The organism is Rhizobium sp. WW_1 (assembly GCF_003610155.1).
Taxonomy (GTDB): domain Bacteria; phylum Pseudomonadota; class Alphaproteobacteria; order Rhizobiales; family Rhizobiaceae; genus Rhizobium; species Rhizobium tropici_A.
This window is the reverse complement of sequence record NZ_RAIN01000005.1, coordinates 463,071-482,534: the sequence shown is the minus strand read 5'-3', so window position 1 is coordinate 482,534 and position 19,464 is coordinate 463,071. Positions and strand designations below refer to the sequence as shown.

13 protein-coding genes are annotated in these 19,464 nt (G+C 59.7%); 10 read left to right on the top strand and 3 right to left on the bottom strand.

Features of this window, described 5'->3' with window-relative positions; all coding sequences use genetic code 11:
- Positions 1-19: 19 nt before the first annotated feature.
- Positions 20-1,258 carry a urate hydroxylase PuuD gene (locus BJ928_RS17925; RefSeq protein WP_047635344.1) on the top strand — a complete coding sequence of 413 codons (1,239 nt, stop codon included), beginning with the start codon at positions 20-22 and terminating at the stop codon, positions 1,256-1,258.
- On the top strand, positions 1,255-2,601 hold the full coding sequence (gene guaD / locus BJ928_RS17920; RefSeq protein WP_047635342.1) for a guanine deaminase: 1,347 nt from the start codon (positions 1,255-1,257) through the stop codon (positions 2,599-2,601). The genes BJ928_RS17925 and guaD overlap by 4 nt, the downstream gene beginning before the upstream one ends.
- A 62-nt stretch (positions 2,602-2,663) precedes the next feature.
- Here the strand turns inward: guaD and bhcR are convergent, their stop codons facing one another.
- Positions 2,664-3,500, bottom strand: a complete 837-nt coding sequence (gene bhcR / locus BJ928_RS17915; protein ID WP_047635340.1) for an HTH-type transcriptional regulator BhcR — start codon at positions 3,498-3,500, stop codon at positions 2,664-2,666.
- 185 nt (positions 3,501-3,685) lie between these two features.
- Here bhcR and gcl point away from each other — a divergent pair, with 185 nt between their 5' ends.
- The 8 genes from gcl (at position 3,686) to BJ928_RS17875 (ending at position 14,737) form a co-directional block, all read left to right on the top strand.
- Entirely contained in the window at positions 3,686-5,470 is a 1,785-nt protein-coding gene (gene gcl, locus BJ928_RS17910; RefSeq protein WP_047635338.1) for a glyoxylate carboligase, read from the top strand.
- Positions 5,471-5,482: 12 nt separating this feature from the next.
- The gene (gene hyi, locus BJ928_RS17905; RefSeq protein WP_047635337.1) at positions 5,483-6,298 is read left to right on the top strand and encodes a hydroxypyruvate isomerase; all 816 of its coding nucleotides are present in this window, start codon (positions 5,483-5,485) and stop codon (positions 6,296-6,298) included.
- A 5-nt stretch (positions 6,299-6,303) separates the two neighbouring features.
- Complete coding sequence (glxR, locus tag BJ928_RS17900) at positions 6,304-7,188, top strand: 2-hydroxy-3-oxopropionate reductase (RefSeq protein ID WP_047635336.1); 885 nt, start codon at positions 6,304-6,306, stop codon at positions 7,186-7,188.
- A 15-nt stretch (positions 7,189-7,203) separates the two neighbouring features.
- Positions 7,204-8,472: a glycerate kinase gene (locus BJ928_RS17895; RefSeq protein WP_047635334.1), complete on the top strand. Its 1,269-nt coding sequence runs from the start codon at positions 7,204-7,206 to the stop codon at positions 8,470-8,472.
- 528 nt (positions 8,473-9,000) lie between these two features.
- The gene (locus BJ928_RS17890) at positions 9,001-9,468 is read left to right on the top strand and encodes a molybdopterin-dependent oxidoreductase (RefSeq protein WP_047635333.1); all 468 of its coding nucleotides are present in this window, start codon (positions 9,001-9,003) and stop codon (positions 9,466-9,468) included.
- Between the two features lie 15 nt (positions 9,469-9,483).
- Complete coding sequence (locus tag BJ928_RS17885) at positions 9,484-11,838, top strand: EAL domain-containing protein (protein WP_052227900.1); 2,355 nt, start codon at positions 9,484-9,486, stop codon at positions 11,836-11,838.
- Positions 11,839-12,162: 324 nt separating this feature from the next.
- On the top strand, positions 12,163-13,473 hold the full coding sequence (locus BJ928_RS17880) for an MFS transporter (RefSeq protein ID WP_047635331.1): 1,311 nt from the start codon (positions 12,163-12,165) through the stop codon (positions 13,471-13,473).
- A 379-nt stretch (positions 13,474-13,852) separates the two neighbouring features.
- Positions 13,853-14,737 (top strand): hypothetical protein, encoded by an 885-nt coding sequence (locus tag BJ928_RS17875; RefSeq protein ID WP_047635330.1) that lies wholly within the window; start codon positions 13,853-13,855, stop codon positions 14,735-14,737.
- A 69-nt stretch (positions 14,738-14,806) separates the two neighbouring features.
- Here the strand turns inward: BJ928_RS17875 and BJ928_RS17870 are convergent, their stop codons facing one another.
- Both BJ928_RS17870 and BJ928_RS17865 read right to left on the bottom strand, forming a co-directional pair.
- The gene (locus tag BJ928_RS17870) at positions 14,807-17,155 is read right to left on the bottom strand and encodes a methyl-accepting chemotaxis protein (RefSeq protein ID WP_047635329.1); all 2,349 of its coding nucleotides are present in this window, start codon (positions 17,153-17,155) and stop codon (positions 14,807-14,809) included.
- A gap of 417 nt (positions 17,156-17,572) precedes the next feature.
- Positions 17,573-18,772, bottom strand: a complete 1,200-nt coding sequence (locus BJ928_RS17865; protein WP_047635328.1) for a DUF3422 domain-containing protein — start codon at positions 18,770-18,772, stop codon at positions 17,573-17,575.
- Between the last annotated feature and the right edge of the window lie 692 nt (positions 18,773-19,464).

The window sequence follows — 19,464 nt, the reverse complement described above, 5'->3', positions numbered from 1 at the left end:
AGATCGGGAGGGAGTTCCCATGTACGAATATGCCATCGCCTGGGACTGGATAACCTTCGCCGTCCGCTGGCTGCACGTGATCACGGCAATCGCCTGGATCGGTTCCTCATTCTATTTCGTCGCCCTCGACCTGGGCCTGAAGAAACACCCGCAACTGCCGCCGGGCGCCTATGGCGAGGAATGGCAGGTCCATGGCGGCGGCTTCTACCACATCCAGAAATATCTGGTGGCGCCGGCCAATATGCCGGAGCATCTCGTCTGGTTCAAATGGGAGAGCTATGTCACCTGGCTTTCGGGCTTCGGCATGCTCTGCCTCGTCTACTATGCCGGCGCCGACCTCTACATGATCGACCCGGCCGTCCTTGACGTTTCCAAGCCGGTGGCGATCGCAATTTCGCTCTGCTCGATCGCGGGCGGCTGGATCATGTACGATCTGATCTGCAAGTCGCCCTTCGGCAACGACAATACACGCCTGATGGTCGCGCTCTATTTCATACTGGTCGCGGTGGCCTGGGGTTATACGCACCTCTTCACCGGCCGCGCCGCCTTCCTGCATCTCGGCGCCTTCACCGCGACAATCATGTCGGCCAACGTCTTCTTCATCATCATTCCGAACCAGAAGATCGTCGTTGCCGACCTGATCGCCGGCCGCAAGCCCGATCCGAAATACGGCCGGATCGCCAAACAGCGTTCGACACACAACAACTACCTGACGCTGCCCGTGTTGTTCCTGATGCTGTCGAACCATTATCCGCTGGCGTTCGGCACGCAGTTCAACTGGATCATCGCCTCGCTCGTTTTCCTGATGGGCGTCACGATCCGCCACTGGTTCAACACCCGCCATGCCAATGCCGGCAATCCGACCTGGACCTGGCTGATCACCGTCATCCTCTTCATCATCATCATGTGGCTTTCCACGGTGCCGAAGATCCTGACGGGCGAACCGACAACGAAGATCTCCGCGACCCAGCAGCCCTTCGTTACGGCGCAGGCCTTCCCGAAGGTTCGCGATACGATCATGGGACGCTGTTCCATGTGCCATGCGAAGGAGCCGAGCTGGGATGGCATTATCGCCCCTCCCAAGGGCGTCGTCTTCGAGACTGACCGCGATATCGCCGCCCATGCGCGCGAGATCTACCTGCAGGCCGGCCGCAGCCACGCCATGCCTCCGGCCAATGCCTCGCACATTACCGACGAGGAGCGCCGACTGCTCGTCTCCTGGTACGAAAGTGCCATCAATGGGGAGAAGACCCAATGAGTGAAGTCCTGATCCGTGGCCGTGTGCTCACCTTCCTTGCCGAACCGCAAGGGATCGACGATACAGCGTCCTATCGCTATATCGAGGACGGCGCGATCTTCGTCCGTGACGGCAAGATCGTGGACATCGGTCTGTACAATGACATTCGCAAGCTGGCAGATGCCGGTGTCGCGATCGCCGACCACCGCCCGAACCTCATCCTGCCCGGTCTGATCGACACACACCTTCATTTCCCGCAGACGCAGGCGATCGCTTCCTACGGCGCCCAGCTGCTTGAATGGCTGAACACCTATATTTTCGTCGAGGAGCAGAAATTCTCCCGCGCCGCGCACGCAGCCGAAGTGGCGGACCGCTTCATGGACGAACTGCTGCTGTCGAACGGCACCACGACGGCGGTTGCTTATTGCTCGGTACATCCCGAAAGCGTCAACGCCTATTTTGCGGCTGCCGAGGCGCGCGGCATGTGCATGATCGGCGGCAAGGTAATGATGGATCGCAATGCGCCGGACGCGCTGCGCGACACGCCACAGCGCGGCTATGACGAAACCAAGCAGCTGATTGCGAAATGGCACGGCCGCGGCCGCGCGCATTATGCCATCAGCCCGCGCTTTGCCATCACCTCGACACCGGAGCAGATGGAGATGAGCAAGGCGCTCGTCGCGGAGCATCCGGATTGCTACGTCCAGACACATCTCTCCGAGAATCGGGACGAGATCGCCTTTGCCACCTCTCTCTATCCCGAGGCGAAGGACTATACGGATATCTATGCTCGCTATGACCTGCTGAACGACCGCATGCTGCTCGGCCATTGCATCCATATGAGCGAACGGGAAGTGGCGGTGTTGGCGGAAACCGGCGCGGTCGGTGTCTTCTGCCCGACCTCGAACCTCTTCCTCGGCTCCGGGCTCTTCAACGCCGCGCAATTCGACAGGCTTGGAGCGCGTTGGTCGGTTGCGACTGACGTCGGCGCCGGCACCAGCTTCTCGATGCTGGAAACCATGGATGAGGCCTACAAGGTGCTGCACCTGCAGGGGCAGAGGCTGACGCCGTTCAACTCCTTCTATCGCATGACACGCGGCAACGCGCTGGCGCTCGGTCTCGAAAATCAGATCGGCTCGCTGCAGGCGGGTGCTGATGCCGATATTGTCGTGCTTGATTCCAGCGCCAAGTCGGCCATGGAATTCCGCATGCGCACCGCGACCTCATTGGCCGAAGAACTCTTCATCCTGCAGACCATGGGCGACGATCGCTGCGTTACAGAAGTCTACGTCGCCGGCAAGGCAATGAAGACCAAGGTCAAGAAGGCGGACACGATCGCACGCGAGCAATTGCAGCTCGCCTGAGCCACTTGTGCGGTGGACTGTCGACGCCGTCGTTTCCGGATAGGAGATGGCGGCGAAGGCGTTCAGCTTCGCTTCATCCGTCCGCCCATCACCTTCGTCAATTCTTCCGCTGCCGTCCGCACAATCGGGCCAAGGGCAGCGACCTTTTCGTCCGGCAGCCGCACGGCCGGCCCTGAAATCGAGATGCCGGCAATGGCCTCGCCATACTCGTTGAAGATCGGCGCCGCCACGCACCGCATGCCGAGCGTGTGTTCCTCGTCATCGATCGACCAGCCGCGCGAGCGGATCTCATCCATATCCCTGATCAGCATGGGCAACGTGTCGCGGGTCTTATCAGTGAAATGCTGCAGCGAACGGCCCCCGAGCAAGGCCTCGATCTGGCTGTTCGCCCATGTGGAAAGGATCGCCTTGCCGATCCCCGAAGCATGGATCGGTCCGCGCCTTCCGGGGCGGAAGAAGGCACGCATCGGCGCATGACTTTCCGCTTGGGAGATGAAGACGACATCGCCATCCTCCTCGATGGCGATGTTGGCGGTCTCGCCAGATGCCTCCATCAGTTGTTTGAGGAAAGGCCGGCTGATCGTGCCGAGCTTGCGGAAGCGTAAATAGGCCGTTCCGATCTCGAAGGCTTTGACCCCGATCGTCCAGGCGCCGGTTTCGCTGTCATGCGCGACCATGCCGTGCTGGGCTAGAGAGGTCAGTAGTCGGTGCACGGTGGAAGGTGCCATGGCTGATTGATCTGCAAGGTCAGTCAAGACAGCGCCGTCGGCTTCGGCCACCAGCTCCAGCAGCTTCAAACTGCGATCGAGCACCTGTACGGACGAGGCTGCAGCATTCTCCGCCGGCTTCCGGCCCGGCCTGCCCCTCGTCTTTTCCCGATTTTCCGCCACGATGCCCATTCCCGATCAAACCCGCGCCACGCCATTTGACGCCGCCTGCTTTGGCTTCATGACATATCCGCTTCGCTTCGATTGTTCCAGTTTTGTTGAAAATGTTTATTTCCACAGAATGGGATTGATTTCCATTTTATGATTGCGCTTGGTGGTACATGCGATACCTTCGATCCAGAAACGGAGGAATTCCCATGGCGAAGATGCGAGCAGTCGATGCTGCAGTGCTGGTTCTGGAGAAGGAAGGCATCAATTGCGCCTTCGGCGTTCCAGGTGCAGCGATCAACCCCTTCTACTCGGCGATGAAAGCGCGCGGCTCGATCCGCCATGTGCTTGCCCGTCACGTCGAGGGCGCAAGCCATATGGCCGAGGGCTATACCCGCGCCCGCGCGGGCAATATCGGCGTCTGCATCGGAACGTCAGGGCCTGCCGGCACCGACATGATCACCGGCCTTTATTCGGCCTCGGCAGACTCGATCCCGATCCTCTGCATAACCGGCCAGGCGCCACGCGCCCGCCTCGACAAGGAAGATTTCCAGGCTGTCGATATCGCCAAGATCGCTGCCCCGGTCACCAAATGGGCCGTTACCGTCATGGAACCGGCGCTCGTCCCTTATGTCTTCCAAAAGGCATTCCATACAATGCGCTCCGGTCGCCCTGGCCCGGTCCTCATCGATCTGCCTGTTGACGTCCAGGTCGCCGAGATCGAGTTCGACATCGAGACCTACGCCTCGCTCGAACCCTACAAGCCATCGGCAACGCGGGCACAGGCGGAAAAAGCTCTCGCCATGCTGAACGCAGCTGAGCGGCCATTGATCGTTGCCGGCGGCGGCATCATCAATGCCGATGCTTCCGACCTGCTGGTCGAGTTCGCGGAGATCACCGGCGTTCCGGTCATCCCGACCCTGATGGGCTGGGGCACAATCCCGGACGATCATCCGCTGATGGCCGGCATGTGCGGGCTGCAGACCTCGCATCGCTACGGCAATGCCACGCTGCTTGCCTCCGATTTCGTTCTCGGCATCGGCAATCGCTGGGCCAATCGCCATACCGGCAACGTTCCGACCTATACCGAGGGCCGCACCTTCGTGCATGTCGATATCGAGCCGACGCAGATCGGCCGTGTCTTCGCTCCGGATTTCGGCATCGTCTCGGATGCAGGTGCCGCACTGAAGTTGTTCCTCGACGTCGCCACAGAATGGAAGACTGCAGGCAAGCTGCGCGACTGGTCGGCCTGGGCGGAAGAATGCCGCGAGCGCAAGCGCACCATGCTACGCAAGACGCATTTCGACCAGACGCCTTTGAAGCCTCAGCGCGTCTACGAGGAAATGAACAAGGCTTTCGATCGCGACACCTGCTACGTTTCGACGATCGGACTTAGCCAGATCGCCGGCGCACAATTCCTGCATGTCTATAAGCCGCGCAACTGGATCAATTGCGGCCAGGCCGGTCCACTCGGCTGGACGCTGCCGGCAGCTCTTGGCGTGCGCGCCGCAGATCCGGACCGCCCGATCGTTGCCCTATCCGGCGACTACGACTTCCAGTTCCTCATCGAGGAACTTGCAGTCGGCGCACAGCATAAGCTTCCCTACCTGCATGTGGTCGTGAACAATTCCTATCTCGGTCTCATTCGCCAGGCCCAGCGCGGCTTCAACATGGATTTCGAGGTCAGCCTCGCCTTCGACAACATCAATGCCACCGACAATGCCGAGCCGGGCTATGGCGTCGATCATGTCGCAGTTGCCGAAGGCCTCGGCTGCAAGGCGATCCGCGTTCGCAGCGCGAACGAGTTCCAGGAGGCTTTCACGACGGCGCAGCAGCTCATGAGCGAACACCAGGTTCCCGTCGTCATCGAGTTCATTCTCGAGCGCGTCACCAACATCGCCATGGGTGCCGACATCAATGCAGTCGTCGAGTTCGAGGAGCTTGCCGAACGCGGCGAGGATGCCCCGACCGCGATCCTCGCCCTGCTCGATTAAAGGAGGAACACAATGCCGAAATTTGCGGCCAATCTGACCATGCTATTCACCGAGGCGCCGTTTCTGGATCGCTTCGCCCTGGCCGCCAAGGCTGGCTTCGAGGGTGTCGAGTATCTCTTTCCCTACGATTTTGCGAAGGAGGTACTACGCACCGAACTCAATCGCCATGGCCTGACGCAGGTACTTCACAACCTGCCGGCCGGCAACTGGGCCGCCGGCGAGCGGGGGATCGCGATCCTGCCAGATCGCACCGACGAATTCCGCCGCGGCGTTACCGCCGCGATCGACTATGCAACGACGCTCGGCTGCAACAAGATCAATTGCCTCTCTGGCATCGCGCCGGCCGGCGTGCCCGATGAGTTGTTGCGCACCACCTTCGTCGCCAATCTCAGATATGCCGCGACAGAACTGGGCAAACACGGAATCCGTCTGCTGATCGAGCCGATCAACCACTTCGACATTCCGGGATTCTACCTTAATACGCCGGACCAGGCGGCTTCGATCATCGCCGAAGTCAGCAGCGACAATCTGTTCATTCAATATGATCTCTACCATCAGCAGCGCACCGAGGGCGAGTTGATCGGGACGTTCAAGAAGCACCAGGCGCAGATTGCGCATGTGCAGCTTGCCGACAATCCCGGTCGCAACGAGCCGGGCACCGGCGAGATCGCCTATCCCTTTGTCTTCAACGCGCTCGATGCGCTCGGCTACGACGGCTGGATCGGCTGCGAGTACAAGCCACGCACCACGACTGCGGCGGGGCTCGGCTGGTTTGCCGCAGCTGGCCGCCACGCCGAAGGCGCAGCCATTCTCAATATCAGGAGCTAACAACCATGGCACATATCGGATTTATCGGCCTCGGCATCATGGGAACCCCCATGGCACGGCATCTGCAGGACGCCGGCCACATCGTCGTCACATCAAAGTTTTCCATTCCGCCGCGCCAGGAACTGCTCGACCACGGCCTGCAATTCGTCGAGACGCCGAAGGCACTTGCCGAAACGGTCGACATCATCATCCTGATGCTGCCGGATACGCCTGAGGTCAAGGATGTGCTCTTCGGAGAGAATGGGGTTGCCTATGGTCTTTCGAAAGGTAAGCTCGTCATCGACATGAGCTCGATCTCGCCGATCGAGACAAAGGAATTCGCTAGGAGAGTTCGTGAGACCGGCGCCGAATATATCGACGCGCCTGTCTCCGGCGGCGAAGTTGGCGCCAAGAATGCTTCGCTCTCGATCATGGCCGGCGGCTCAGAGCCAAGCTTCGAACGGGCGTTGCCGCTTTTCCAGCTGATGGGCAAGAACATCACGCTCGTTGGCGATTGCGGCGATGGCCAGGTCACCAAGGTCGCCAACCAGATCATCGTCGCACTGACGATCGAGGCGGTATCTGAAGCCCTTGTGTTCGCCTCGAAGGCCGGTGCCGATCCCGCCCGTGTCCGCTCGGCCCTTATGGGCGGCTTTGCCTCCTCACGCATTCTCGAAGTGCATGGCGAGCGCATGATCAAGCGGACCTTCGAGCCGGGCTTCCGCATCTCACTGCACCAGAAGGACCTGAACCTTGCGCTGCAGGGCGCAAAGGCGCTTGGCGTCTCGCTGCCCAACACCGCCGCCACGCAGGAGCTCTTCAATCAGTGCGCCGCCAATGGTGATAGCGGGCTCGACCATTCCGGCCTCGTCAAGGCGCTGGAGCGCATGGCGAACCACCCCGTCGCGTAATATGTGAGTAACCCGATGCCGACCATTGCCGATCCCCGCGCCTTTCTGGAAAAGCTCTTCTATGCAGCCGTTGCTGCGGCCGATCCGGACAAGGCACTTGCCACCCATCTGCCGGACAGGCCGAAGGGCCGGACAGTGGTGATCGGCGCCGGCAAGGGAGCGGCGCAGATGGCACGCGCCTTCGAGCGTCTGTGGAATGCGCCGCTCTCAGGCGTCATCGTGACACGTTACGGCTATGCCGTTCCTTGCGAGCGTATCGAGGTTCTCGAAGCCGCCCATCCCGTGCCGGATGAAAGCGGCCTGCTTGCCTCCGAACGGCTGATGGCGGCCGTGAGCAATCTCACCGAAGACGATCTGGTCGTCGCGCTCGTCTGTGGCGGCGGCTCAGCGCTGTTGCCGGCTCCCGCCGGCGATCTGACGCTTGCCGACGAGATCGCCGTCAATCGGGCATTGCTTGCTTCCGGCGCGCCGATCAGCGCCATGAACGCCGTGCGCAAGCAAGTCTCACGCATCAAGGGAGGGCGGCTCGCCGCCCTCGCCTATCCGGCCCGCGTCGTCTCTCTCGTCGTTTCCGATATTCCGGGCGATAACCCCGCCCTCGTCGCCTCCGGCCCGACGATTGCCGATGCGGCGACCCGCGCCGATGCACTTGAAATCATAGAGCGCTACGAGCTCGATCTGCCTGAGGTGGTGATGCGCCATCTCAAGGACGGCAACGACGAGCCGCCGTTGCCATCGGACCCTCGTTTCGCCCGCAACGAGGTCAAACTCGTCGCCTCGGCAGCGATCGCGCTGGACGCCGCCGCAGAGGTCGCGCGCAAGGCCGGTGTCGAAACCATCGTGCTCTCCGACGCGATCGAAGGCGAAGCGGCGGAGGTCGGTCGTCAACATGCGGCGATCGTGGCAAAGATCTCGCATCGCGGTTTGGCGACGCAAGGCCCCATGCTCCTGCTCTCGGGCGGAGAAACAACCGTAACGATCCGGGGCAAGGGCAAGGGCGGCCGCAACAGCGAGTTCCTGCTCTCCTTCGCCTGCGCCATTTCGGGTCAAAAAGGTATCTCGGCGCTCGCCGCCGATACGGACGGCATCGACGGCTCGGAGAACAATGCCGGCGCCTTTGCCGACGGCGACACAGTTTCGCGGCTTGCCGATCTGGAAAAGAACGCGGCCGAATTCCTGGGGCGCAACGACAGTTGGTCGGCCTTTGCCGCTCTTGACGACCTCTTCGTCAGTGGCCCAACCGGCACGAACGTCAACGACTTCCGTGCGATCCTCCTGAATTAAATCATCCGCTTACCAATTGAGCAGGTTGTGCCTTGCATGGGGCGCCACTTGACGCTCCGGTCCGACAGGCCCGCGATCCCCGGGATACCGAGCTCTCTTTTCGATGGACAAGGCCAACCGCTGCGGGCAGTTAAGCCGTGGTGCCTATCATGAATTTGTTGCACTTCCTCATTATCGAAGGGTAACAAGGAAACAGCGCCGTCGCGTCAGTCACTTTGATCCGGTGAGCGCGCTTCTTCGGTATGATTGATGGGGAGAAAAATCACAGCGTTTAAACTCGCCGAAGCCGCCGAGAAAATCCAAATCGGCACACATCGGCTTGACAGCAAGGGTGCGGACCAGTGGCACACGATCGCGATCTCACCGGGCAGGAAAGAGACCTGTTAGGCCGCGGTAATGTCGCAACCGACCTTGAATTGTTAAGTTTGTTTCCATTTACCTACTGACCTTAACCGATCTTTAACAGCTAGCTGCGCAGGCTGGAAATAGAACGGGCAAGGCCCATACCCCGAAAGCATCGGACCGCCAATGCGTCTTCTCGCCTCCATCGCCTTTGCAATCTTTGCCGCGTTCGTCGCGCCCGCGCTTGCACAAGACGTACCGTCCGTGACAATTACAAGTTCATCAGGATCGGTGACCTTCGATCGAAATCAGCTTGAGGCCATGGGCCTCGTCTCGATCAAGACTTCGACGCCTTGGAACGACGGCGTCGTCAATTTCGAAGGCGTGCCGATGGCGCTGCTGCTCGAAAAGGCCAAGGCTCAAGGCGCGACGGCCACGATCATCGCCCTGAACGATTATAGCGTCGATATTCCGACCAGCGATTTCGCCAAGTTCGGCACGATCCTCGCCGTCAAACGCAATGGAAACTACATGCCGATCGACGACCAAGGTCCGTTCTTCGTCATGTATCCGTTCGACAGCAATCCCATCTTGCAAGGACAGCCCTATCACGGTCGCGCCGTGTGGCAGGTCAAGGCAATCTCCGTCAAATAAACCCCATCGGACCGCATGCGCTACCTTCGCACAGCGCTGACAATTGTGATCCTGGGTTTCATCACCTCGGCGATCTATATTTCCGCCTTGGTCTTCCAGCGCCAGACCGCACTGCAAGATGTTGGCCTGGGCAATATCACGTGGACGATAGCCCAAGCTCCAAGCGAATTTACCCGGCTTGAGCAGCGTGTCAGCGCCATGGGCATGAGCGACGGCAACGTCGACGCCCATGAGGTCAGACTGCGCTTCGACATTGTCGTCAATCGCCTCAAGACCCTGCGGTCCAACGGGGTCGAGAAGTTCGTGCAATCCAATCCGCGCATCGGCGAGACCCTCAACGATCTCGAGGATGCACTCAACCAGACCAGGCCGTTACTCGACAAGCTTTCCGTGCCCGGCACGCCGGCGCGTATCCTCGAGATCCTGGAGCCGATCTATCCCAAGCTGGCGCGGCTCTCCAGCGACAGTAACATGTGGTATTCGGCACGCATTGCCGAAGACCGGCGCGGTCTCCTCGGCCTGCAGCTGGCCCTGACCTGGGTCACCGTCGGCATGCTCATCGGCGGTTGCCTGCTGATCCTGCTGCTACTCATTCACAATGGCCTTTTGGGCCGGGCTCAGAAAATCCTACAGGCCAAGGAACAGACCCTCGCTTTGCAAAATGCTCGGTTCGATGCGGCGATGGAGGCCATGTCGCTGGGCCTTTGCCTACTCGATGACCAGTACCGCGTCATCGTTCACAATCCCCGCTTCCTGGCGCTGTTCGGGCTGGACGAAATCAGAGCAAGGCTCGGTACGCCACTTGCCGATCTCATCGCACCGGAATTGCTACCCCCCGGATTGGCGACCGGCGGAATGCGCGGCCGCGCCGGCGACCGGCCCCGTACCCGGAACGATATCGCGGTGCTCAGCGACCATATCCATCACCTTGAAAACGGGATGGTGCTGGCGGTATCGCATGAACCGACGGGGGAAGGTGGCTGGGTTTGTACGTTCGAAGATGTCACGGAGCGCCATCGCGCGCAGGACCGTGTGGTGCATATGGCCCATCACGACGCACTGACCGACATGCCCAACCGGTTGCTGTTCTGGGAAAGCGTCGGCCACGCACTACGTGGATTAGCATCCGGCGGCCAATTGTTCACCATACTGTATCTCGATCTCGATCGTTTCAAGGAAGTCAACGACACGCTCGGCCATCCGGTCGGCGACATATTGCTGCGCAAGGTTGCCGGTCGACTGCGCAACACCGCATCACGCCATGATATCGTGGCGAGACTGGGTGGCGATGAATTCGCCGTGCTGCATACATGTCTCGATTCCACGCTCGACAGCGCGCGCGCCCTCTCGGAGCGTCTCATAGCAGGCATCAGTCGTCCCTACCGCATCGATGGCAACGAGATCGTCGTCAGCACCTGTATCGGCATCGCAGTCGCGCCGCGCGACGGTGGAAGCACCGGCCAGTTGATGAAGAATGCCGACCTGGCGCTGTACCAGGCCAAGGCCGATGGCAAGGGTGTCTACCGCGTCTTCTCCCCTCAGATGGAAGAACAGCTGCAGAACCGTCGCAATCTGGAAGCGGATATGCGCCACGGCATCAAGCTTGGACAATTCGAGGTCCATTATCAGCCGCAGATTTCGCTCAAGACGCGCAGGATCGTCGCCAGCGAGGCACTCTTGCGCTGGCGCCATCCTGAACGCGGACTGATTCCGCCAGCGGAGTTCATCCCCCTGGCGGAGGAAACCGGCTTCATCGACGCGCTCGGCAAATGGGTGTTGCAGCAGGCCTGCCGAGATGCCCTGAACTGGTCTAATGACGTGCGGGTTTCGGTCAACCTCTCCCCGGTCCAGTTCCGCCAAACTGATCTGGTCGATACGGTCAAGTCGGTGCTGGAGCTGACGGAATTCGACGCACGGCGGCTGGAACTGGAAATTACAGAATCGGTCCTCTTGCGGGACAATGCCGCCAATCTGGAAGTGCTCAACAGGTTGCGTTCGCTCGGCCTGACCATCGCACTCGACGATTTCGGCACCGGTTACTCATCGCTGAACTATCTGCAGCGTTTCCCCTTCGACAAGCTCAAGATCGACCGCAGTTTCGTGAGCAATCTGGAAAACCGGCCAGACAGCTTTGCCATTGTCCAGTCTATTGCCACGCTCGGCCGTAATCTCGATATGCTGACCACGGCGGAGGGCGTCGAGACACAGACCCAGCTCGAGATGATCATCAGGGCCGGCTGTTCGGAGAGCCAGGGTTACTACTTCAGCCCGCCCGTTCCTGAAACCGAGTTCCGCGCCATGCTCAACCGGCAGAACAGCGCTACCATCGGCACCGGCGAAGCTCTAAGCTTCCCACACTTCGGATTGTGAACGGACGAAGATTGCGGACGTTGCTTCAGCGCACGAGCGGCGAAAGGCCGGAGCAATTCCCGGGGGGCTCGTGATGTGCGCTTCGCCGTCGGCATCGATCTTGAAATGACCGTGACTTCAGCGTCGTTTCCAGCAACCAGAAGTCAACGTGGCTCTTGCTAGCAACAATCCACATGATAGTTTCAGCTCAATCGCGACATCGGAATCTCATCCGAATGTTGCGTCAGCACTATCATGATGGTCCGGCTATTCTGCGGGTTCTTGCGACGACGTGAAATAATCTCGACCTTATGCCAGAAGCAGCCGACCCCGGGGGAAGAAACCGTGACCACGATAGATCGATACGACCCGTCTGCGCCCGCCAAGGCCGCTCGTTCGCCCGGCAGAGCAATCGCAGCGGCATCGATCGGCAATGCGCTTGAATGGTACGACTTCACGATCTATGCGCTTTTCGCGGTCTATATTGCCAAGAATTTCTTTCCAGGCGGCAGCGAAACCATCGAGCTTGTAAAGGCGTTCCTCGCCTTCGGACTCGGTTTCATGATCCGCCCGCTGGGCGCGGTCATCATCGGCGTCTACGGTGATCGCGCCGGACGCAAGGCCGCACTCTTTCTGACGATCATGATCATGGCCGCAGGTACACTGCTGATAGCCGCCGCTCCGACTTATGCCGCAATCGGCCTTGGCGCCCCCCTGATCATCCTCGCCGGCCGCATTCTGCAAGGCTTCTCGGCCGGCGGCGAGATAGGCGGAGCAGCGGCCTTCCTCGTCGAGCATGCACCGCCGCAGAAGAAGGGCAAGTATGCCTCCTGGCTGCAGGCAAGCATGGCGCTCTCCAACATACTGGGAGCACTGGTCGCATTCGCGGTCACTTCCCTTCTGACGGAACAGGAAATCGGCGATTGGGGCTGGCGCATCCCCTTCTTCATCGGCCTTCTGATTGCTCCAGTTGGCCTGCTGTTGCGTCGGACTCTGGACGAGACGCCGGCATTTCAGGCCGAATATGCCGCCATGGAAACAACGGCACCAAGCCTCCCGCTCAAGACGATTTTCACGGATTATTTCGGCGCTCTTGTGAAGGGCACGGCGTTTTCGGTGCTATGGGCTGTCTGCGTCTATGTGTTGATAATCTACATGCCGATCTTCGTGCAGCGAGCCTTTGGCTTCACCGGTTCGCAGGCGTTCACCGCATCGCTCATCGGCAACCTGTTCCTAGCCGGGGGCTGCGTCGCCGCAGGCACCATCTCAGATCATATCGGCCGCCGGCTGACACTGAGCGTTGCCGCCCTAACCATGCTGGTCACCGTCCATCCGCTGATCCTGTGGCTGCAGGCGACGCCGACGCTGACGACCCTCGTCATAGTGCAAAGCTTGTTCTGCATCATGGTTGCCGGCTTCGTCGGCGTGGCACCCGCTACCCTTGCCGAGGTATTCCCGACCCGAATCCGCTCGACTGGCATGTCGCTCGCCTATAATGCAGCCGTCACCATCTTTGGCGGTTTTGCCCCAGCAGCCCTGACCTGGCTTGGAAGTACATCGATCGGATTCTACGCTCCCGGCCTTTATGTCGCCGCCGCAGCAGCAATATCGTTGGCGGCGATCGTCAGCCTGCCCAGGCGCGTTTCATCGACCTGAACGATCCGGCAGGCGCCGCAGAGGCCGCCAGACCGCCCCAAAGCCGGCGGGACGGTGACATTCGTATCAGAGCACTTTCCCGAACCAGAAATTGACACCCTCGCAGATGAAGACGGCTCGGATACAAAAGCCGCCGATATACTTTCGAGATCCGGCTCGTTAGTTGCGCTACCTATGATATATAAGTCAGTATAAATATCTCGCCAAAGTAAAATCAGCCATGTGGAAAGACAATGTCACTGCCCATCAGACGACACGTCTTCATGACAAAATAATATTGCAGAAAAATATTGATTAATAATTGACTAAAATTGCAAGATTAATAATTTGGAGGGGCGCTAAATTTGTAAAATTCCGTAGACAGAGTGGAGGCGTTCGCGTGAGTGTTTTGGGAACAATGCCCGAGGGGCTCGTTTGCCGTCCCATCGAGAGGGCTGATTGGCAAGCTGTTATCGAGTGCTTGCAACGAGGTTTCCCGGATCGCTCCCACCAATATTGGGAGAATGCACTCAACCGCATTGAAGATCGACCGGTGGTTGGTGACTTTCCGCGTTACGGCTTCATCCTTGATCACGCCGGAGACATTGTCGGGGTGATGTTGACACTCTACTTCAGACACGCCGGTGCGGAAGGGGAGTCCATCCGCTGCAATCTCTCGAGCTGGACGGTCGACCCGGATTTTCGGGCCTATGCGGGCAAATTGATTATGGCCGCCCTGCGCCACCGGGATGTTACCTTTCTGAGCGTGACACCCGCCCCGGTAACCCGCAGGGTTGTCGAGGCATTGCGATTCCAGCGCTTTGCCGACGGACAGCACGCCTTCCTGCCGATATTGAGCCACGTGCACGCACGGACCCGCGTGGTAAGCGTACGGCCCGAGACACCGGAACTGAACCAATTGCCGAGCCACGAGCGTCGTATCCTTTTAGACCATGCCGCTCTTGGGTGCGATGCGATGATCTGCATTACCGATGGCTCGGTCAATCCGTTCGTGTTCAAGACACGCCGGGTGCTCAGAGGCCTCGTTCCCGCCAGTCAGGTTATCTATTGCCGATCGCACGCCGACCTCAGCCAATGTGCCGGCGCGCTTGGACGATACCTGCTGCGCAAAGGCATGATCTTCTGCCTGGTGGATGCGCGGGCGCCGGTCCCGGGACTAATCGGACGCTATTTTGCCGAAATCGGGCCAAAATATTTCAAGGGCCCCAGCCTGCCAGCGCCAGGAGACTTGGCGTTCACAGAGTTTGCCCTCTTTAACGAATGAATATGCCGGCGACGGTGATGCCGAACGGCCGCCGGACGCAGTCTCTGTTGTGCGGTGGCCAGTTCGGCCTCAGAAGTCCTCCCATGTAGGGCTTGGCGCGGCCGACGTCTTGCCGAAAGCGGAGCGGAGCTTCTCGCTGAGCGCCCTTTGGCCGGAAAGGTGCACGCCTCTGCCGGGCGCTGCGGCAGCCCTGGCAGGCATTTCAGTTCCCCCGCGAGAAGAGGTCGCCAGCGAAACAACCTTTCCTCCGGCATGATCCAGTTTGAACTGGCCAAGGCGTGCGGACAGTGACGAAACCTCGCTCGCGAGCGTATGGGTCGCGGCATTGGATTCCTCGACCATAGCGGCGTTTTTCTGGGTGGCCTGATCCATCTGGTTGACCGCGGTGTTGATCTCCTGCAGCCCTGTCGATTGCTCCCTTGCCGATTGCACGATCGCTTGCACGTTGCTGTCGATCGACTGAACCTCCTGAACGATCGCCCGCAACGCTTCTCCGGTCTGGCCGACAAGGCTGACGCCTTTCTTGACCTGATCGCCCGACGAGTGAATGAGCGCCTTGATTTCCTTTGCCGCCGTGGCGGAGCGCTGCGCCAGCTCTCTAACTTCTTGAGCGACCACCGCAAAGCCCTTACCGGCTTCACCGGCACGGGCCGCCTCGACGCCGGCATTCAACGCCAGGAGGTTGGTCTGGAAGGCAATGTCGTCGATAACGCCGATAATATTGGAAATAGACTGCGAGGACTGTTCTATACCGGTCATGGCTTCGACCGCACTATGAACGATCTGACCAGACCGCTCGGCGTTCTCCTTGGTACGGCCGACCAGCGCCGCAGCCTCTTCCGCGCGGGTCGTCGAATCCTTGATCGAGGTCGTGATCTGCTCGAGCGCCGCGGCCGTCTCTTCGACCGAAGCCGCCTGTTGCTCCGTTCGCTTCGCCAGGTCATCTGCACCGGTGCGGATCTCCTCCGATCCGCATTGGATCACCGAGGCATTTTCCGAGAAGGAGATCATCGCCGCCTGCAACTTCTCGACGGAGGTATTGAAATTGCCACGAATTTCGTCGAGCGCCGAGGTAAATGGCTGATCGAGCCGCACGGTCATGTTTCCGTCCGAAAGCTGCACGAGCCCGGCGGCAAGCTCGCCGACGGCGAATTTCACTTCCGCCTCCTGGGCGTCGTTGATGCGGGCACGCTCCGCCCGTTCGGCCTCCTGGGCAGAGCGGCTGGCCTCAGCCTCCGTTTCCAGCCGGACCTTTTCGCGATTGTTTTCCAGCAGGATGTACAGGGAACGGGAGAGGTCGCCAATTTCGTCGCGAGCCTCGCGATCCCTAAGCGCGACGTTCAAATCGCCATTAGCAATCCGGTCGGTTTCGCCGATGACGTTCTCGATGCGGCGAATGAAGCGTCGGGCGATCAGCCAGCCGGCAAGACCGAGGAGAACGGTCGCGATCGAGGTGACCGCGATGGCATTTCTGACAACCGTATTGACCTGCGCGAAAACTGTAGCTTTTGGAACCGCAACGATCGCGTACCATGATATCGCGTCGGTCAGCTTCACCGGCTCGGCGACGGCAAAGTAGGTCGCGCCGTCCGCACGCGTGATTTCCCGCTCCGTGCCAGGATTGGCGATCAGTTGGTCCCAACCGGTGGTCTCGGCACCGCCATCCTTGATGTTCTTTCCGATGAGCGCCGCATCGGGATGGCTGATCATGCCGCCGCCGGAGGTAACGAGGCTCATGAAGCCCGTCCCCATCGGATGGATCGCGGATATGGCTTTCTGAGCGTCGTCGAGAGCCATGTCCAGGCCGGCGACACCCACAGGCTTTCCGCCGATCATGATCGGCTGGGCAATGGAGGTCATCAGCACCTGCTTGCCATCGATCGCGTAGGAATAGGGCTCGATGACAACGGTCCTTTGCTGGGCGAAGGGCAGCTGATAATAGTCGCCGGCGCCCGATACGGTATAGTCCGCGAGGGGAACATGGGTGATCTGGCCGCCGCTGCGAACCCAATAGGGAATGTAGCGCCCGGTGGCGTCATGGCCCTCCTTACCGACGAAATCCTTGTCTTTTCCATCGAAGGCATTCGGTTCCCAACCCGTCCAGACGCCAAGCGCCGTCGGGTTGCTCACCAGCATGTTCTTCAGGATTGCGTCGGCGGTCGCCCGGTTCGCGTCGCCCGCCTCCTTCATGGTTGCAAGGACGGTTTCCAGCGAATTGACGACGGCGATCGCGGCGCCAAGGGTCTTTTCCGATCCGGCCGCGGTGGTGCTGGCGATCTGCCGCATCTGGTCAAGGCTCGATTGGCGAACGGTCGTATAAGCGGAATCAAACAGGATGGCGGAAGCGGCCACCGTCGCGATGACGCCGCATGCGGCGACGGAAAAGATATTACGGCTAGTTGCGGATTTCAAAATCATATCACCACCTTATTGGGTGGCGTTGCGATCGCGCGGCGCGCCCCCCGCGTGCCTCTGACAGAAATAATATTCCGCAAGCGGCAAACAACAATCCAGGCCGCTTGTATCTTGAAGAGGCTAGATAGTCTTGATTAACAATCAGTATCTCCAGGTGTGGAGATCAGCATCAATGTGAATATAACTTCTAGCCATGAAGAAAACTCCGGGATTATTTCTCGGAAATTAATAATTTTATCGGACAGAGCGCCAAAGAATAGATATCGCAGCGCAATATTAGAGATATCTATTGAACCTCATCCGAACTGATGCGATCGCAACCACCGTGCGCGTCTTCATCCCAATTCCCTTGTCGCAGGCGAGGCTCACCCATCATCCGCGAGTGATGATAGCAGTTGCTCCGAGCTAGCTCGGAAGACGTCAAGACTTCAGCGCGTGCCTGACCCTCAGGATCGCGAGGGCGACCGCGCCGATCACCAGAGGAATGGAGATCAGCATGTAGATCGGATCGATATGAAGGCCGGCATGATCGGCGGTCTCGATCGCAACCTTGATCAAGCTCAGGAGATAGTAGCTGATGGCGATGATCGAGAGACCCTCAACCGCGCGCTGGATCTTGACCTGGGTTTCGGCGCGATCGGCCATGGCCTGGATCTGGACCGCATTCTGGACTTCGATCTCCACCTGAATGCGGGTCTGGAGCAAATCGATCAGATGCATGGTCGCATGCGACAGTTGTTCAAGGCGCAATGCGGTTGCCTCGCAGCTCCTGACCGCAGGCTTGAAACGGCGTGCGACGAACACGCCAAACCGCTGAAAACCCGGCACATGGGTCTCGCGCAGCTCGGCAATGCGCTCCTCGACGATCTTGGCATAGGCAGCCGTTGCGCCAAACCGGTTGCGCGTCTGCGCCGCTGCCGAGATCACCTCTGCGGAAAGCTGGGAAATCTCATCGAGCAATCGCTTGTGATCTTCTGCGGAGGTCGAGACGTGACGATTGGTCAATTCGACCAGCTTCCGGTCGTAGCCGCCAAGCACGGGGCCAAGCCGCCTCGCTTCAGGGAAACCCAAAAGCGCCATGACGCGATAGGTCTCGATTTCATAGATCCTGCGGACCATGCGACCGAGCCGATAAGCGTTGAGATCGTTGTTGAAGAGGATCGTGCGGCTGATGCCGTTATCTCTGACCCGAAAATCCGAACAAACGAGCGCTGCTCCGCCGCCAATCACGGATGCCGCGGTGTCGCCGAATTGCAGCCGTGAAAGGAGAGGACCGAGTTCGCTCGGCGCCGATCCGCAAATAAGAATTTCCAGCCGGCAAATGAACGACCAGTCCGAGAGGCCGGCGAGCCGCGCCGCCTCGTCGGCCAGGAGGGAACCAGCCGGCCAGGTCGACGGATCGGCCTCAAGAGGCGTGACCCGGGTTATGGTGACAAATTCAGTATGAAATTCGATCTGGGTTCGAGGGCCCTCGATTGCATCCTCGGCAACGACGACGCGATGGCTCAGATCGGAAATCGACGGCGACGTGCCCGAAAGCGCTATATGCTCGACGAGCGCTGGACCCGAAAAATAGATCGAGGGCCGGGCGTGAAGTTCCGAATTGAAATCGACTGCCACCGTTGTCCTTTCTGAGGCCGGTACCTGCTATAAGCGTATGCAGGGCATTGGGATAATCGGCAATGCTTAGCGCCCGCGACAGAGTGTCCTGAGGTCCAGCAACGATACCACCACCGCCCACCGCGAAGTTTCCTCAGTCAGGCGTTGGTCAATTTCGAATGCGCTCCGTTGGCGATCAGGATTTGGACTCTTCGGGGGCGCCCTTGCCTTGCCAAAAAATAGTCCATATTGACTACCGTGCCGGCATCCAAAAACGAGTTATCCATGGCCCTCGCCCCTCGTCTACGCCTCCTTGTTGCGCTTGGTTTTGGTCTTTTCTCTACGGTTTGTCACGCGCAATCCTTCGATTGCGGCAAGGCCCAGACAGCCATTGAAAGGGCGATTTGCGCGTCTCCTTCCCTGATCATTCAGGACAGCGCGCTGGCCAGCTCCTATAAACAGGCGGCAAACGCTCTCAGCGGCGACCCGGCAAAGCTTGCCGAATTGAAACAGCAGCAACGTCGCTGGCTTTCAGATCGAAACAAGTCATGCGTGGATTCCGATCAGAGCGGTCTCGCAAAATGCCTCATGACGATCTATCAGTCGCGGATTGCCGAGTTGAGCGGGCTAAGCACTCCGGCCGTCAGCCGAAACACGCCGAACCCTGACCAACCCGCCGCGCCATCAGCGTTGGCCAGTTCGGAAATGCGGGT